The sequence below is a fragment of the Phycicoccus sp. DTK01 genome (genome assembly GCF_017312765.1).
Taxonomy (GTDB): Bacteria; Actinomycetota; Actinomycetes; order Actinomycetales; family Dermatophilaceae; genus Phycicoccus; species Phycicoccus jejuensis.
In genome coordinates this window covers 1-14620 of sequence record NZ_BOPU01000009.1, presented here as the reverse complement: position 1 = coordinate 14620, position 14620 = coordinate 1, and the positions used below count along the sequence as shown (strand labels likewise).

The following is a 14620-nucleotide window of genomic DNA, read 5'->3' as shown; positions in this document are numbered from 1 at the left end:
CCGATGAAAGGACCCCTCGTGACCACTCCGGTTCGCCGCGTCGCTGCGGCGCTCGCCCTCGGCGCCGCGCTCGTCACCGCCGGCTGCGGGACGACCGAGGCCGGCCGCGCCGCCACGGTCGACGGCCGCGTCATCACCGAGAACGAGGTCCAGGTCGCCCAGGCCCAGATCAACAAGACCTTCCCGGGGGCCAACCTCACGGGCGACCAGGTGCTCGGCCGCCTCATCGGGGCCCCGGTCTACCTCGACGAGATCGCGCAGCAGGGGGCGCCCGTGTCGGAGTCGCTCGCCCGTACGGCGTACCAGCAGCAGGACACCTACGACGGCGAGGCGCCGGCCGACGAGACGCTCGAGGTCCTCCGCGCGCAGCTGGCCATCCAGCAGCTCGCGCAGTCCGGCGCGTCGGTCCCGACCGAGGCGCTGACGAAGCTGAAGGTCGACGTCAACCCGCGCTACGGCGCGTTCGACGCCTCGAAGCTCACCGAGTGGGACGCCGTCCAGAGCACCGCCGGTCTGGCGACGAGCACGCCGGACTGGATCAAGACGGTCACCACCCCGCAGCAGTGAGCACCGGCCGGCTCGGCCTCGTCCTCACCTCGCCGCGGGTCGCCCCCGGGCTGCTCTCGCACCCGGCGTGGGTCGCGGTGTCGGCGGCCGACGTCCTGCTCGCCCGGTCCGCCGACGAGCCGCTGGCCGAGGCCATGACCGAGGCAGGGCTGGCGGTGCTCGAGGTGGGCGACCACCCGCCGGCCGCCCTGGCCCGGCTGCTCGTCGACCGGGCGGGCGAGGCCGTCGTCGTCTGGCTCGGGTCCTCCGACGGGGACCCCGGTCTGTCGGACGCGCTCGCCTCCGAGGTGTCGCGGCTCGAGACCCCACCCGAGGTCGAGCTCGTCGTCGGCTCGTGGGACGTGCAGGGCGGGCGGCTCCTCGACGTCGTCGCGGCGATGGACCGGCTGCGCTCCCCGGGCGGGTGCCCGTGGGACGCCGAGCAGACGCACGAGAGCCTCGCGCCCTACCTCGTCGAGGAGACCCACGAGGTCCTCGAGGCCATCGGGTCGGGGGACCCGAGGGCGCTCGCGGAGGAGCTCGGCGACGTGCTGCTCCAGGTCGTCTTCCACGCCCGGGTCGCCGAGGACACCGGGGAGGACGGCTTCGACGTCGACACGGTCGCCGGCCTGCTCGTCGAGAAGCTCGTGCGGCGCCATCCCCACGTGTTCGCCGACGGTGACGCGACGACACCCGAGCAGGTCGAGCAGCAGTGGGAGCGCATCAAGGCGGTCGAGAAGGGGGCGACCGGGGGAGGCGACGCGAGCGACCTGGGGCACGGCCTCCCGTCCACGCTGCCGGTCGATCTCGCCGCGTCGAAGGTCCGGGCGCGGGCGCGACGACGCGGGTTGGCGCTCGACCCCGACGACGCGGCCGCGCTGGACGCGGCCCTGGCGGACGTCGCCGCGGCCGAGGAGCGGGCCCGCGCCGCGTTGCGACGGCTGGCGGGCGGCGCGGTCAGCCCCGGATGAGGTCGGCCCACAAGAGGTTGTGGTCCGACCAGGGCGAGTCCCGCGTGGCGGAGGCCCCGGGGGAGAAGGTGGCCGCGCTGCCGAAGACGTAGTCGATCTTGGCCGTGCCCCGCGTGGCCGGGCCGCAGCGGCAGGGGACGCCCGACCGCGTGGAGGACGGCTCGACGAAGCTGCCGCGGGACCCCGCGCCGTAGCGCGATTGGTAGAGCGGGTCCAGCATCGTCGCCGACGGCACCTCGTTGATGTCCCCCGCGAGGACGACGGGCCGCCCGGGGGCGGTCGCGGCGCTCAGGGTCTCGGCGATCTGCCGCTGGCGCAGGGCCGCCTTCTTCGCGCCGGGCAGCAGGTGCGCGGTGCAGACCTCGGTGGGGCCACCGAGCGCGGTCCGCGCGCAGAGCACGCCGCGGAGCTCGACGGCGTTGGGGACCTGCGCGGTGAACGTCACGCGGCGCACCGACCAGAGGCTGCTGCGCGAGACCAGGGCGTTGCCGCTGGCGGCGCCGCCGCAGCGGCCGTGCTTCGCCGGGAACGTCTGCTGGAACACGGTGTGGACGGTGACGCCGAGCTGGGCCAGGCGCGCCCGCAGGGCGTCGGGCACCGGCGAGCACACCTCGTTGAGCGTGAGGACGGCGAGGCGGTCGGAGACGAACTGCTGCGCCATCCACTCCACCCGCTGGGCGGTCGTGCCCCCGCAGCCGCCCGTGCTGCCGTAGCCGCACACGTTGAACGTCCCCACGCGGTGGGTGGTCGTGGCGGCGCTCGCCGGGGCGAGGGGTGAGGCGACGAGGCCGGTGACCAGGCCGAGCGTCGCGACGAGCCTGCGGACGGATGGGAGCACGACGACCTCCGGGGGTTGTGGTTCGGGACAGTCTGCTGGCGCCACGGGTCCCGTGGGGGCTCGCGCGCAGCCGGATCCCGCCGCCCCCGCGACGTGGCCCGCCGCTGGTCACGCGACGCAAGGTTTCCCTTCCGTCCGGCAAGGTTTTCCTTCCGCGCCGCAAGGTTTCCCTTCCGCACCGCAAGGTTTCCCTTCCGCACCGCAAGGAGTTGACCGTGGGCCGGGTCGATGATGCGGGGCCGGTGCGTCCTCGCCGTGCCGGGGTGACAGGCTACGGCGGCAGGGCGGCGCAGCGGCGGCACGGCGATCCGAGCCCGGCGCGGCGATCCGACCTCGGCAGGACGAGCGGTCCTTGCCGCTCACAAGGTCTCCCTTCCCGACGCAAGGTCTCCCTTCCAGGTCGCAAGGGGTCGCTCCCGTCCCGGAAGGGATTCCTTGCGGGGCGCAAGGGATTCCTTCCGCGGCGCATGGATTCCGGGAGTGCACACATCGGACGGCGACTTGCTTCGGAAGTCCAAAGGCGCTTAAGGTCTGCAAGTATGGGACTGACCGAGCGTGAGCGCGAGATCGTCGCGCTGCTGCGCACCGACCCGCTGCTGGACGCCGCCGCGCTCGCCGAGCGCCTCGGCTCCACCCGCGCCGCCGTCTCGGTGCACCTGAGCAACCTCACCCGCAAGGGCGTCCTCCTCGGCCGGGGCTACCTCCTGCGTCCCGAGGCCTCCTCCGTCCTCGTCGTCGGCGGCGCCGTCCTCGACGCCAAGGTCCGCACCCGCGTCCCCGCGGTCCTCGGCACGAGCAACCCCGGGACCTCCACCGCCACGGTCGGCGGGGTCGGCCGCAACATCGCCGAGAGCCTCGCCCGGCTCGGCAGCCCGACGATGCTCGTCGCCCCGGTCGGTGACGACCTCCAGGGCCGCACCGTCGTCGCCCGCACGGAGGCGGCCGGGGTCGACTGCCGGCACGTCGTCACCTCGCCGTTCCCGACCGGCTCCTACACGGCCGTCCTCGGCGACGACGGCGACCTCCTCGTCGCCGTCGCCGACATGCGCGCCACCGACGAGCTGACCGTCGCCGACCTCGCCGTCGTGCCCGGCCTGCTCGGCGGGGTCGACCGCCTCGTCCTCGACTGCAACCTCCACGCCGACGTTCTGCGCTGGGTCCTGACGACGGCCGCGAGCGCCGGCGTCCCGGCCGTCGTCGAGACCGTCAGCGTCGCCAAGGCCGCGGACGCCGCCCCGGCCCTCGACGGTTCGGTCCCGGTCCACACCGTCACCCCCAACGTCGACGAGCTCGCCGCGATGCTCAGCCGCCCCGTCGACCCCGACCCGGCCTCCGTCGCGGCCGCTGCGGCCGAGCTGCACCACCGCGGCGTCGAGCACGTCTGGGTCCGGCGCGGGATGCACGGCAGCCTCCTCTCGGTCGCCCGCCCCGGCCGGCCGGCTCGTGTGGTCCTCGTCGCCGCGCCCCCGACCACCGTCGAGGACGTCACCGGCGCCGGGGACGCGATGACCGCCGGCTACGTCCACGCGCTCCTCGGCGGCGCCGACGTCGTCGAGGCCGCGCGCTTCGGCCAGGTCGTCGCCGCCCTCACCTGTGCCTCCCCGGACACCGTCCGGGCCGACCTCACCCCGGCGCTCGTCGCCGCCCACCTGACCCCCGACGCACCGCCCACCGAGGAGCTCTCCACATGACCACCACCCCGCACCCGATGCTCTCGCTCGCCCCCGAGGTCCGCGAGGCCCTCGCCGCCGGCCGCCCGGTCGTCGCGCTCGAGTCGACGATCATCAGCCACGGGATGCCCTACCCGGCCAACGTCGCGATGGCCCGCGAGGTCGAGCAGATCGTCCGCGACGGGGGAGCGGTCCCGGCGACCATCGCCGTCATCGCCGGCCGCCCGACCGTCGGCCTCTCCGACGACGAGCTCGAGATGTTCGGGGCCGACGGCGGCATCCGCAAGGTGAGCGTCCGCGACATCCCGCACGTCCTCGCCACGGGCGTGCACGGCGCCACGACGGTCGCCAGCACGATGCGCATCGCGGCGCTCGCGGGCATCCGCACCTTCGTCACCGGCGGCCTCGGTGGCGTCCACCAGGGCGCCGAGACCTCGATGGACGTCTCCGCCGACCTCACCGAGCTCTCGCGCACCGAGGTCGCCGTCATCTCCGCCGGCGTGAAGTCGATCCTCGACATCGGCCGCACCCTCGAGGTCCTCGAGACCCTCGGCGTGCCCGTCGTCGGCTTCGGCACCGACGAGTTCCCCTCCTTCTTCTCGCGCTCCAGCGGCCTGCCCGTCCCGATGCGGGTGGACACCCCCGAGCAGGTCGCCGAGCTGATGCACGCCTCCTTCGGGCTGGGCCTCGGCGTCGGGATCTCCATCGCCAACCCGGTGCCGGCGGAGCACGAGATGTCCCACGAGGACATCGACGACGTCATCGCCCGGGCCCTCGCCGAGTGCGCCGAGCAGGGCGTGACCGGCAAGGACATCACGCCCTTCCTCCTCGGCCGGCTCGTCGAGCTCTCCGACGGCCGCTCCCTCGAGACCAACCTCGCGCTGGTGCGTCACAACGCCCGCGTCGGCACCGCGATCGCCGTCGCGTACGCCGCGACCGCCTGAGGGCGGGCCCCGACGACCGCGCGCGACGTCCTGCGCGGACTCGCCCTCGCACCCCTTCTGACCTGCGGGCCCGCTGGCTAGGGTGACGCCCGTGAGGGTGCGGGTGCTGGGGAGCACGGCCGTCGACGCCGGTGACGGGCCGGTGGTCCTCGCCGCGCGCCGGCCGCGCAGCATCCTCGCCGCCCTCGCGCTCTCACCCGGTGCGACGACGAGCGCCGACCGGCTGGTCGACCTCGTGTGGGGGGAGCGGGCTCCGGCGGGGGCGCTCGGGACCCTCCACTCGTACATCAGCGGCCTGCGGCGCGTCCTCGAGCCCGACCTGGCCCCGCGCGCCCGGCCGACGGTGCTCGTGACGAGCGATGCCGGGTACCGGCTCGCGCTCGACCCCGACCGGGTCGACGCCGTGGTCTTCGCCCGCGAGGTGCGCGCGCGGCACGCGGCGCTCGCGCCGCTGTGGTCGCAGCTGACCACCGGCCCGGACGACGGCTGGCCGACGCGCGACGAGGTGGGTGAGCACGTCGAGGCCCTCGAAGCGGCCCTGCGGACGTGGACGGGCACGGCGTACGCCGACCTCGGCGACCACCCCGACGTGCTGGCGGACCGGGGCGCCCTCGACGAGCTGCGCGCGACGGCGGAGGAGGGCACCGCGCTCGGGCTGCTGGCGCTCGGGGAGCACGCCGCGGTGCTCGCGGCCGCCGAGCAGGCCGTGTCCCGTCACCCGCTGCGCGAGCGCAGCCACTGCCTCCGCGCGCTCGCGCTCGTCCGCACCGGTCGGCAGGCGGAGGGGCTGGAGGCGCTGCGCGGGTACCGGCGGCGGCTCGCCGAGGACCTCGGCCTCGACCCCGGGACGGAGGTGCAGGCCCTGGAGGCGGCGGTGCTGCGCCAGGACCCGGCGCTCGGCCGGTGGCTCGCACCCGGTGCCGGGCCGGCGCCCGACCGGCCGGCCGCCCGGGAGCGGGCGGCCACCGACGCTGCCGGGCCGTATCCGGCCGCCGCCCTCGCCGGCTGGCCGCTCGTGGGGCGCGAGCGCGAGCGGGCGGCCCTCGTCGACCTCCTTTCCGCGGCGGCCGGAGGGCGCCCCGGGCACCTCCTCGTGGTCGGCGACCCGGGGACCGGCAAGACGCGCCTGGTCGACGACGTCGTCGACCAGGCCCACGACCGGGGGGTGGTGTCGGCCGTCGGCCGCTGCTCGCAGGACGACGGGGCGCCGCCCTTCTGGCCCTGGTTCGCCCTCCTCGAGGGCCTGGGCATCGACCCGCCCGAGGACCTGGTCGACACCGGTGGCGACGACGGCGACGGCGCCGCCCGGGCCTTCGCCGTCCAGGACGCCCTGGCGCAGGCGGTGCGGCGGCGGTCGCGCGACGACCCGGTGCTCCTCGTGGTCGAGGACCTGCACTGGGCCGACACGCGCACCCTCCGTGCCCTGGCGCACCTCGTCACCTCGCTGCGCCCGGGGGACCACGTCGCCCTCGTCCTGACCCGCCGCAGCCGGCCCGCACCCGTGGGGGCGCTCGCCGACCTCGGCGCGGCCCTGGCCCGGCACGGCGGCCGGACGCTGGAGCCGGTCGGCCTCGCCCCGGCGCAGGCCCGCGAGCTCGTCGCGGCGGTGTCCGGGGCCGACCGGGCGCCGTCCGCCGTGGAGGTCGACGACTGGTGCGCCCGGACCGGCGGCAACCCGTTCTTCCTCGTCGAGCTCGCGCGGCTCGCCGCCGCCCCCGGCGGCTGGCGGGGGGAGGTCCCGGAGTCGGTGCAGGTGGTCGTCGCGCGCCGCCTGGCGGACCTGCCCGAGGACACGCGCGAGGTCCTGCTGGTGTCCGCGGCGCTCGGGCGGGCGCACTCCCCGCTCCTGCTCGCGCACGTCGGCGGGTGGGACCCGGCCCGGGTCGCCGAGCTCCTCGAGCCCGCGGAGGAGGCCGGGATCGTGCACCACCGGGACGACGGGTCCCTGGCGTTCGAGCACGCCCTCACCCGGGACGCCGTCCTCGCCACCGCGACCACGGCGGCGGTGGCGCGCACCCACGCGCGCATCGCCCACGCGCTCGCGAGCGTGGCGGACGCCTCGGTGCCTGCGGTCCAGCGCGACTTCGACCTCGCCCACCACTGGCTCGCCGCGGGGCCCGTCCACGCACCGCGCGCGTGGCGTGCCGCCGAGGGTGCGGCCCAGCGCGCACGTCGCCTGTTCGCCAACGTCGAGGCCACCGACCTCTACCGCTCGGCGCTCGACGCCCACGCCCTCGACCCCGCCGGCACGCGGGAGGAGCGCTACGACCTGCTGCTCGCCTACTCCGAGGCGGCGGCCCACTCGGGGCGGTGGCGGCGGGTCGTCGAGGCCGTCGTCGAGGCGGTGGCCCTGGCCCGTGCGGCCGAGGACCCGGAGCGCGTGGCCCGGGCGGCCTCGGAGCTCACCCGCTACTCGGTGTGGACGCCGCAGGAGATGGGCGAGGTGGACGAGGACCTCCTCGACGACCTGCGCGCGGCGCTCGCGGCCTCGGGGGCGCAGGACTCGCCGGCCCGCTGCGTCCTCATGCTGGCGCTCGCCGTGCAGCTGTACTACCGCTGGGGGAGCGAGCCGGAGGTGGACGCCCTCGTCGACGAGGGGACCGCGATGGCGCGGCGTCTCGGCGACCGGCCACTGCTCGCGTGGGCCGCGCACGCCGGCTGGATCGCGCTCTGGCGACCCACCGAGCTCGCCCGTCGCACCCGGCTGGCGGACGAGGAGCTCGCCGCCGCCGCGGGTGGCGAGGACGCCGCGGCCGAGGCGCTCGCCCACCTGACCCGGGCCGGCATCGCGATCGAGCACGGCGACCTCGACGGATGGGTGGCAGGGTCGGAGGCCGCGGACCGGATCGCCCGTCGCCGGCGGCTCGCCTACGTCGAGTACGTCCTGCACTTCGTCCGCTTCTCGCTCGCGACGCTGCGGGACGAGGACGCCGCGGCGGACGCACACGCCGCGGCCATGCGCTCGATGCAGGACGGTCTCGCGACGCCGGCGCTCGAGCAGAACGAGTTCGGGATCCTCTACAGCACCGCCACGTGGCGGCCGGGGGTGGCCGACCAGCTCGTCGACCCGCTCTACGCCGAGTTCGTCGCCGAGCCGTTCGACCTCGGGCGGTGGGCGATGCTCCACCTCCTGGCCCTCGTCGACCGCGAGGACGCGCTCCGCAGCGAGCTCGAGCGGGTCCCGATGCCGCCGTTCCGCAACCGCTGGTGGCACACCGCCGAGGCCGCTGCCCACGTGCTGGTCGCGGCGCGACTGCGGGACCCCCGCCTGGCGCGTGAGGCCGTCGACGCGCTGCGCCCGTCCGAGGGCACGATGGCCCTGACCGGGATCTCGCTCGTCAACGGGCCGGTCGACGGCTACCTCGCCCTGGGGCTCGCGGTGCTGGGCGAGACGGAGGAGGCGGCGCGGCTCGCGGACCGGGCCGAGCTCATGGCCGACCGCTGGGGGATGAGCGCGTACACGCGGATGCTGGCCGGGGAACGGGCCCGGCTCGGGTTCTGACCCCGAGCGGACCCGTTCGCGCCGGACCAGGTCAGCCCTCGGCGTACCGGAACGCCGTCGCCTCGCGCCGTTCGAACCGGCGGCGCACGACGAGGTGCAGCACCCGGTACGCGGGCCCGGCCATCGCGAACATCCGGTCCCTGCCCTCCTGCGGGAGCCGGTGCAGCGCCCAGCCGACGATGAAGCCGATGTCGCCGGCCTTGTACGACCGGCCGATGGCCTTCTCGACGCCGTCGAACTCCGCCGGCGTCATGACCCGCTGCACGAGCGGCAGGACGACGGTCTCCTCGTGCCGGAGGTGCGCGTCGAGCACCTCGCGCAGGCCCGCGACCCGGATCTCGACCGCGTGACGGTGGGCGTCGCACGGGTGGTCGGCCATCGCCCGGAAGGCGTCGGCGCACGCGGAGATGAGCGGGTCGATGCCCTCGTGCTCCTCGCTCATCGCGCGGACCTCGGCCGCGTCCGCCGGCGTGCCGCGCTCTGCGACCGCGCCGGCGAGGACCGGCCAGTACAGCTCGTCCTCGGCGGTGTGGTGGTGGTGCAGGGTCGAGGCGAACCGACCCCAGCGCGCGACGAGCGCCTCCCAGACGGCGGTCTCGCCGACGGGGGTCCGGTGGGCGGCCGACGCGAAGGCGGCGAGGTCCCGCCGGAAGGCGTGGTGCATCACGTACATGCCGGTGTGGTCCAGCGGACCGTCGGCGACGTGGGTCTGGCCGGGCAGGTCCAGCTGGCCCCGGGTGGTCGTCGTGGTGGTGGACATCGCTCTCTCCTCGTGGTCGGGGGTCGGGCCCCGCTGTCGTGGTGGTGCGACCACCGTCGACGGCTGCGCTTGGGTGCGGCTTGGGCGGTGGGTCCGCGACACCGCAAGGGCCGCCCAAGCGGGGCCGACGAGGGTCGACCCGACACCCCGTCGACCACCAGAAGGAGCCCTCGTGCCCACCACCTCCAGCCGCCCGGTCCCCTCCGGGCGCCGCGTCCTCGTCATCGGCGCCACCGGCCTCGTGGGCCGGGAGGTCGTCCGGGCGCTGCGCGAGCGCGGCGCCACCCCCGCAGTCCTCGTCCGTGACCCCGCCCGCCTGGGCTCCCGCGAGGGCGTCGAGGTCGTCGTGGGCGACCTGCGCGACGCCGCGTCGGTGCGCCGGGCCGTCGCCGGCGCCGACGTCGTCTTCCACGTCTCGCCGCACGAGCCCGACGAGGTCGCGCTGACGACCACGGTCGTCGAGGCGTGCGAGGTCGCGGGGACGCGGCTGGTCTTCGCCGGGGTCCACGCCGTCGGTCGCACCGTCCTGCACGGGTGGCTGCTGCGCCGCCTGTACGGCGTGCTGCTGCCCCGCTACCGCGGCAAGCTCGCGCTCGCGCGCCGGGTCGAGCGCTCGGCGACCGACCCCGTCGTCCTCGTCCCGTCCAACTTCATGCAGAACGACGAGGTCCTCCTCGACGTGCTGCGCGCCGGCGAGCACGTCCACCCGGCCCACCCGAAGGGCCTCAACCGGGTCGACCTGCGCGACCTCGGTGAGGTGGCTGCGCGCATCCTCCTCGACCCCGAGTTCCCGTCCGGCACCCACGCGGTCGTCGGTCCGCGCTCGCTCACGGGTCCGGAGTGCGCCCGGATCTGGTCCGAGGCGCTCGGCCACCCGGTCGCCTACCGCGGGGACGACGACGAGGCCCTCGACCGGTCCCTGCGCGCGCACCTGACCGGCCACCGGCTCGAGGACTGGCGCTCGTCGATGCGGGTCATCCGCCGGATGGCCGTCGTCGCCACGCCGGCGCAGCTCGCCGACACCGAGCGGCTGCTCGGCCGGCGCCCGACCGACCTGCGCGAGATGGCCGCGCGCGTCGTGGCGGAGCACGCCGTGGGCGTCGGCTGACGCACGTGCTCGAGGCCGACGTCCCGGGGCGTCCGGGGAGCGGGTCGGTCCCGGCCGACCCGCTCCGCCCCGGCTAGGCTCGGCAGGAAACGTGTCCCCTTCTCCCCGGGAGTTCCTGTGGCCAGCATCGAGGCAGTAGGCGCGCGCGAGATCCTCGACTCGCGCGGCAACCCCACCGTCGAGGTCGAGGTCGCCCTCGACGACGGCACCGTCGCCCGCGCGGCGGTCCCCAGCGGCGCGTCGACCGGCGCCTTCGAGGCCGTCGAGCGCCGTGACGGCGACAAGGGTCGCTACGGCGGCAAGGGCGTCGAGAAGGCCGTCGACGCGGTCATCGACGAGCTCGGCCCGAAGCTCCTCGGCTTCGAGGCGAGCGAGCAGCGACTCGTCGACGCCGAGATGCTCGCCATCGACGGCAGCGCGAACAAGGAGAAGGTCGGCGCCAACGCCATCCTCGGCGTCTCGCTCGCCGTGGCCCGGGCCGCCGCCGACTCGGCCGACCTGCCGCTCTTCCGCTACGTCGGCGGCCCGAACGCGCACGTCCTGCCGGTGCCGATGATGAACATCCTCAACGGCGGCAGCCACGCGGACTCCAACGTCGACATCCAGGAGTTCATGATCGCGCCGATCGGCGCCGAGTCCTTCCGCGAGGCACTGCGCTGGGGCGCGGAGGTCTACCACGCGCTCAAGTCGGTGCTCAAGGAGAAGGGCCTCGCGACCGGTCTCGGCGACGAGGGTGGCTTCGCGCCGAACCTCGAGTCGAACCGCGCTGCGCTCGACCTCATCCTCGAGGCGATCGAGAAGGCCGGCTACACCCCGGGCGAGCAGATCGCGCTGGCGCTCGACGTCGCCGCGTCCGAGTTCTACGACGACGGCTCCTACACCTTCGAGGGCGGCTCGAAGAGCGCTGACGAGATGGTCGACTACTACGCCGACCTCGTCGCCTCCTACCCGCTCGTGTCCATCGAGGACCCGCTCAACGAGGACGACTGGGAGGGCTGGAAGGCGATGACCGACCGCCTCGGCACCCAGGTGCAGATCGTCGGCGACGACCTCTTCGTCACCAACCCCGAGCGCCTCGCCCGCGGCATCGAGACCGGCACCGCCAACGCGCTCCTGGTCAAGGTCAACCAGATCGGCTCGCTGACCGAGACCCTCGACGCCGTCGACCTCGCCCACCGCAACGGCTACCGCTGCATGATGAGCCACCGCTCCGGCGAGACCGAGGACGTGACGATCGCCGACCTCGCGGTCGCGACGAACTGCGGCCAGATCAAGACCGGCGCCCCGGCCCGGTCCGAGCGCGTCGCGAAGTACAACCAGCTCCTGCGCATCGAGGAGGAGCTCGACGACGCCGCGGTCTACGCCGGCGCGGGCGCCTTCCCGCGCTTCGCCGCCCGCCAGGGCTGAGCCGAGCCGGAGGAACCAGGCCGATGGCCACCAGCCGCAGCACCGGACCCGCGTCGCGCCCGCCGCGACGCGGGTCCGCGGCGCGCCCGGCGGCGAAGGCCGGCTCCGCCCGGTCCTCGACGCGTTCGTCCACCCGGTCGGCGTCCGCCTCACCGCGGCCCTCGACCACCGGCACGACGACGGCGAAGGTGGTGCGGCGCACCCCGACCGGCTGGCGCGGCCAGGTCGGCGGGGCGATGTCGAACCGCATGGTGCGGCGCACGGCGGTGCTCGCGAGCATCGCCATCTTCCTCGTCGTGCTGCTGACCTCCTCGGTCGCCGCGTGGCTGCACCAGCAGGGGCAGATCGCCGCGCTGCGCGACAAGGTCAGCAGCCAGGAGGCCGACGTCGCGTCGCTGCGCGAGGAGCGCCAGCGGTGGGAGGACCCGGCCTACGTCGAGCAGCAGGCCCGGCAGCGGCTGAAGTTCGTCCGCCCCGGTGAGCGCGCCTACACCGTCCTCGACCCCGAGGCGACGAAGGACACCGACCCCGCGACCACGGGTCCCGGTGCGGGAGAGGCCACCCCGGCTCTGCCCTGGTACGACGGCGTGTGGCAGTCCGTCCGCACCGCCGACGCCCCCGGGGCCCGGCGATGACCGCGAGCCCCGACCTGCCGCCCGTCGCGCAGGAGGACCTCGACGCCGTCTCCCGCCAGCTCGGCCGCACGGCCCGTGGGGTCGCCGCCGTCGGCCACCGCTGCCCGTGCGGCGAGCCCGACGTCGTGCGCACCGAGCCGCGCCTGCCCGACGGCACGCCGTTCCCGACCTCGTTCTACGCCACCTGCCCCCGGCTCACCGGCGCGATCTCCACGCTCGAGAGCCAGGGCGTCATGCGCGAGATGACCGAGCGCCTCGGCACCGACGTCGACCTGCGCGCCGGCTACGAGGCCGCGCACGCCGACTACCTCGCGCGCCGCGCCGAGCTCGGTGACGTGCCGGAGGTGGCCGGCATCTCCGCCGGCGGGATGCCGACGCGCGTCAAGTGCCTCCACGTCCTCGTCGCCCACTCGCTGTCCGCCGGCCCGGGTGTCAACCCGCTCGGCGACGAGGCCCTCGACCTGCTCGACCCCTGGTGGGAGCGCGGCTCCTGCGCCGCGGACGCCGCGGGGGAGCGCGCGTGACCCGTCGGGTCGCCGCCGTCGACTGCGGCACCAACTCGATCCGCCTGCTCGTCGCCGATGTCGGTGACGACGGGCTCCTGACCGACGTCGTCCGCCGGATGGAGGTCGTGCGGCTCGGTCAGGGCATCGACCGCACCGGTGTCATCGCGCCGGAGGCCATGGAGCGCACGCTCGCCGCGGCGGCCGGCTACGCCGCGACCTGCCGCGAGCTCGGGGCGGAGCGCGTGCGGTTCGTCGCCACCTCCGCCTCGCGCGACGCCCGCAACGCCGACGAGTTCGTCGCCGGGGTGCGCGACGCCTTCGGCGACCTCGACTTCGCGCCCGAGGTCGTCGCCGGAGAAATGGAGGCGCGACTGTCCTTCACCGGGGCCACCGGCGACCTGCGCCGGCTCGGCATCCCCGGGCCCTACCTCGTCGTCGACCTCGGCGGCGGCTCCACCGAGCTGGTCCGCGGTACCGACGACGTCGAGGCCGGGCGGTCGGTCGACATCGGCTGCGTCCGGATGACCGAGCGCCACCTGGCCGGCGACCCGCCGACCCGCGAGCAGACCGACGCCGCGCGCCGCGACGTCCGGGCCGCCCTCGACGCCGCCGAGGAGGCCGTCGACCTGCACGGCCTCGCCGCGGTCGTCGGCCTCGCGGGCTCCATCACGACCGTCACCGCCCACGCCCTCGGGCTCGGCCACTACGACCGCGACGCCATCCACCTCGCCGAGGTCCCGCTCGCCGGCCACCGCGTCTCGTGCGCGGCCCTCCTCGCGATGCCGCGGGCCGAGCGGGCCGCGCTGCCGTACATGCACCCCGGCCGGGTCGACGTCATCGGCGCCGGCGCACTCGTCTGGGACGAGGTGCTCGCCCGGCTCGCCGACCGGTCGCCGGGCGTGCGGGTGGTCACGAGCGAGCACGACATCCTCGACGGCATCGCCCTGTCGGTCGCGGACGGCTGACGCGAGCCGTCCGCTGTGGCAGGCTCCCGGCCCATGGGTGCCGAGGCGGACGAGCGGACGGGACCGCCGACGCACCTGCTCCTCGTGCGGCTCATGGCGGGGCTGTCCGGGCTGCTCGCCCTGGCGCTCGTGGTGCTCGGGTTCGTCGTCCCGACCTCGCAGCTGCCCGTCGTGCTCGCGGGGGCGGTCGTCGGGCTCGTCGGGGTCGTCGGCTGCGTCATCCTCGCGGCGTCGCTGCGGCGCGACACCGCGCCGGCCGCGCTGCGGGGGAGCGCGGTGGGCGTGCTGATGCTGCTGGCCGCCGCGGTCCTCCTCGCGCCGGCCGTCGTCTGGCTCGTCGCGGGCGGCCCGGAGGCGTTCACGACCCTCGGGCTGAGCACGGTCGCGCTGCCCGCCGGGGTGGCCGTCGCGGCCGTCCTCGCCGGCCCGGCCCTCGGGCGCGACGCCTGAGGCCTGCGCCGGCCGATCGGGCCGGCGCGCTACGGTGTGCCCGCCCCCGTAGCCCAACCGGCAGAGGCAGGCGCCTTAAAAGCGCCCCAGGTGCGGGTTCGACTCCCGTCGGGGGCGCGCAGCGCCCCCGCAGGGAGTCGGGAGGAGCCCGAACGGAGTGAGGGCGACGGTTCCCGTCGGGGGCGCGCAGCGCCCCTGATCTCTTCCCCCGAATGTGTGTGAAGAACGTCGGCGGGGCGATTGTCATGTGCCAGGACATCGCTGACACAAGTGTCATCGTGGGCCTGACAGTAGGGACTTTCGGGGGCGGCCGGGAGG

13 protein-coding genes and 1 tRNA gene are annotated in these 14620 nt (G+C 75.7%); 12 read left to right on the top strand and 2 right to left on the bottom strand.

The features are described from left to right. Positions 1-18 precede the first annotated feature (18 nt). Both J3473_RS16135 and J3473_RS16130 read left to right on the top strand, forming a co-directional pair. The gene (locus J3473_RS16135) at positions 19-567 is read left to right on the top strand and encodes a hypothetical protein (RefSeq protein WP_207024926.1); all 549 of its coding nucleotides are present in this window, start codon (positions 19-21) and stop codon (positions 565-567) included. After that, positions 564-1517, top strand: coding sequence for a MazG family protein (locus J3473_RS16130; protein WP_207024925.1), 954 nt, complete (start codon positions 564-566; stop codon positions 1515-1517). Before J3473_RS16135 ends, J3473_RS16130 begins: the two co-directional genes overlap by 4 nt. On the opposite strand, the gene J3473_RS16125 is transcribed toward J3473_RS16130, so the two are convergent. Next, positions 1504-2355, bottom strand: a complete 852-nt coding sequence (locus tag J3473_RS16125; RefSeq protein ID WP_207024924.1) for an endonuclease/exonuclease/phosphatase family protein — start codon at positions 2353-2355, stop codon at positions 1504-1506. The genes J3473_RS16130 and J3473_RS16125 overlap by 14 nt on opposite strands. A 539-nt stretch (positions 2356-2894) precedes the next feature. Between J3473_RS16125 and J3473_RS16120 the strand changes: the two genes are divergently transcribed. The 3 genes from J3473_RS16120 to J3473_RS16110 all read left to right on the top strand — a co-directional run bounded on the left by J3473_RS16120 (position 2895) and on the right by J3473_RS16110 (position 8471). After that, positions 2895-4046, top strand: coding sequence for a PfkB family carbohydrate kinase (locus J3473_RS16120; protein WP_207024923.1), 1152 nt, complete (start codon positions 2895-2897; stop codon positions 4044-4046). After that, complete coding sequence (locus tag J3473_RS16115) at positions 4043-4969, top strand: pseudouridine-5'-phosphate glycosidase (RefSeq protein ID WP_207024922.1); 927 nt, start codon at positions 4043-4045, stop codon at positions 4967-4969. Before J3473_RS16120 ends, J3473_RS16115 begins: the two co-directional genes overlap by 4 nt. Positions 4970-5060: 91 nt before the next feature. Beyond that, entirely contained in the window at positions 5061-8471 is a 3411-nt protein-coding gene (locus J3473_RS16110; protein WP_207024921.1) for an AAA family ATPase, read from the top strand. A gap of 31 nt (positions 8472-8502) precedes the next feature. Here the strand turns inward: J3473_RS16110 and J3473_RS16105 are convergent, their stop codons facing one another. Further along, positions 8503-9231: a hemerythrin domain-containing protein gene (locus J3473_RS16105; RefSeq protein ID WP_207024920.1), complete on the bottom strand. Its 729-nt coding sequence runs from the start codon at positions 9229-9231 to the stop codon at positions 8503-8505. 172 nt (positions 9232-9403) lie between these two features. Between J3473_RS16105 and J3473_RS16100 the strand changes: the two genes are divergently transcribed. From J3473_RS16100 to J3473_RS16070, 7 genes are all read left to right on the top strand, one after another. After that, positions 9404-10339, top strand: a complete 936-nt coding sequence (locus J3473_RS16100) for an SDR family oxidoreductase (RefSeq protein WP_207024919.1) — start codon at positions 9404-9406, stop codon at positions 10337-10339. Between the two features lie 117 nt (positions 10340-10456). Further along, the gene (gene eno, locus J3473_RS16095) at positions 10457-11746 is read left to right on the top strand and encodes a phosphopyruvate hydratase (protein ID WP_207024918.1); all 1290 of its coding nucleotides are present in this window, start codon (positions 10457-10459) and stop codon (positions 11744-11746) included. A 23-nt stretch (positions 11747-11769) separates the two neighbouring features. Then, positions 11770-12381 (top strand): septum formation initiator family protein, encoded by a 612-nt coding sequence (locus J3473_RS16090; protein WP_207024917.1) that lies wholly within the window; start codon positions 11770-11772, stop codon positions 12379-12381. Beyond that, positions 12378-12905, top strand: coding sequence for a DUF501 domain-containing protein (locus tag J3473_RS16085; RefSeq protein WP_207024916.1), 528 nt, complete (start codon positions 12378-12380; stop codon positions 12903-12905). The genes J3473_RS16090 and J3473_RS16085 overlap by 4 nt, the downstream gene beginning before the upstream one ends. Next, the gene (locus J3473_RS16080; RefSeq protein ID WP_207024915.1) at positions 12902-13852 is read left to right on the top strand and encodes a Ppx/GppA phosphatase family protein; all 951 of its coding nucleotides are present in this window, start codon (positions 12902-12904) and stop codon (positions 13850-13852) included. Before J3473_RS16085 ends, J3473_RS16080 begins: the two co-directional genes overlap by 4 nt. A 33-nt stretch (positions 13853-13885) precedes the next feature. Beyond that, the gene (locus J3473_RS16075) at positions 13886-14302 is read left to right on the top strand and encodes a hypothetical protein (RefSeq protein ID WP_207024914.1); all 417 of its coding nucleotides are present in this window, start codon (positions 13886-13888) and stop codon (positions 14300-14302) included. A gap of 42 nt (positions 14303-14344) precedes the next feature. Further along, a tRNA-Leu gene (locus J3473_RS16070) sits at positions 14345-14419 on the top strand. The last annotated feature ends 201 nt before the right edge of the window (positions 14420-14620 follow it).

What these genes read in the sequence shown, in the direction of transcription:
- J3473_RS16120 (WP_207024923.1), top strand. Translation starts at nt 2,895, where the DNA reads ATGGGACTGACCGAGCGTGAGCGCGAGATCGTCGCGCTGCTGCGCACC.
- J3473_RS16115 (WP_207024922.1), top strand. Translation starts at nt 4,043, where the DNA reads ATGACCACCACCCCGCACCCGATGCTCTCGCTCGCCCCCGAGGTCCGC.
- J3473_RS16105 (WP_207024920.1), bottom strand. Translation starts at nt 9,231, where the DNA reads ATGTCCACCACCACGACGACCACCCGGGGCCAGCTGGACCTGCCCGGC.
- J3473_RS16090 (WP_207024917.1), top strand. Translation starts at nt 11,770, where the DNA reads ATGGCCACCAGCCGCAGCACCGGACCCGCGTCGCGCCCGCCGCGACGC.
- J3473_RS16085 (WP_207024916.1), top strand. Translation starts at nt 12,378, where the DNA reads ATGACCGCGAGCCCCGACCTGCCGCCCGTCGCGCAGGAGGACCTCGAC.
- J3473_RS16075 (WP_207024914.1), top strand. Translation starts at nt 13,886, where the DNA reads ATGGGTGCCGAGGCGGACGAGCGGACGGGACCGCCGACGCACCTGCTC.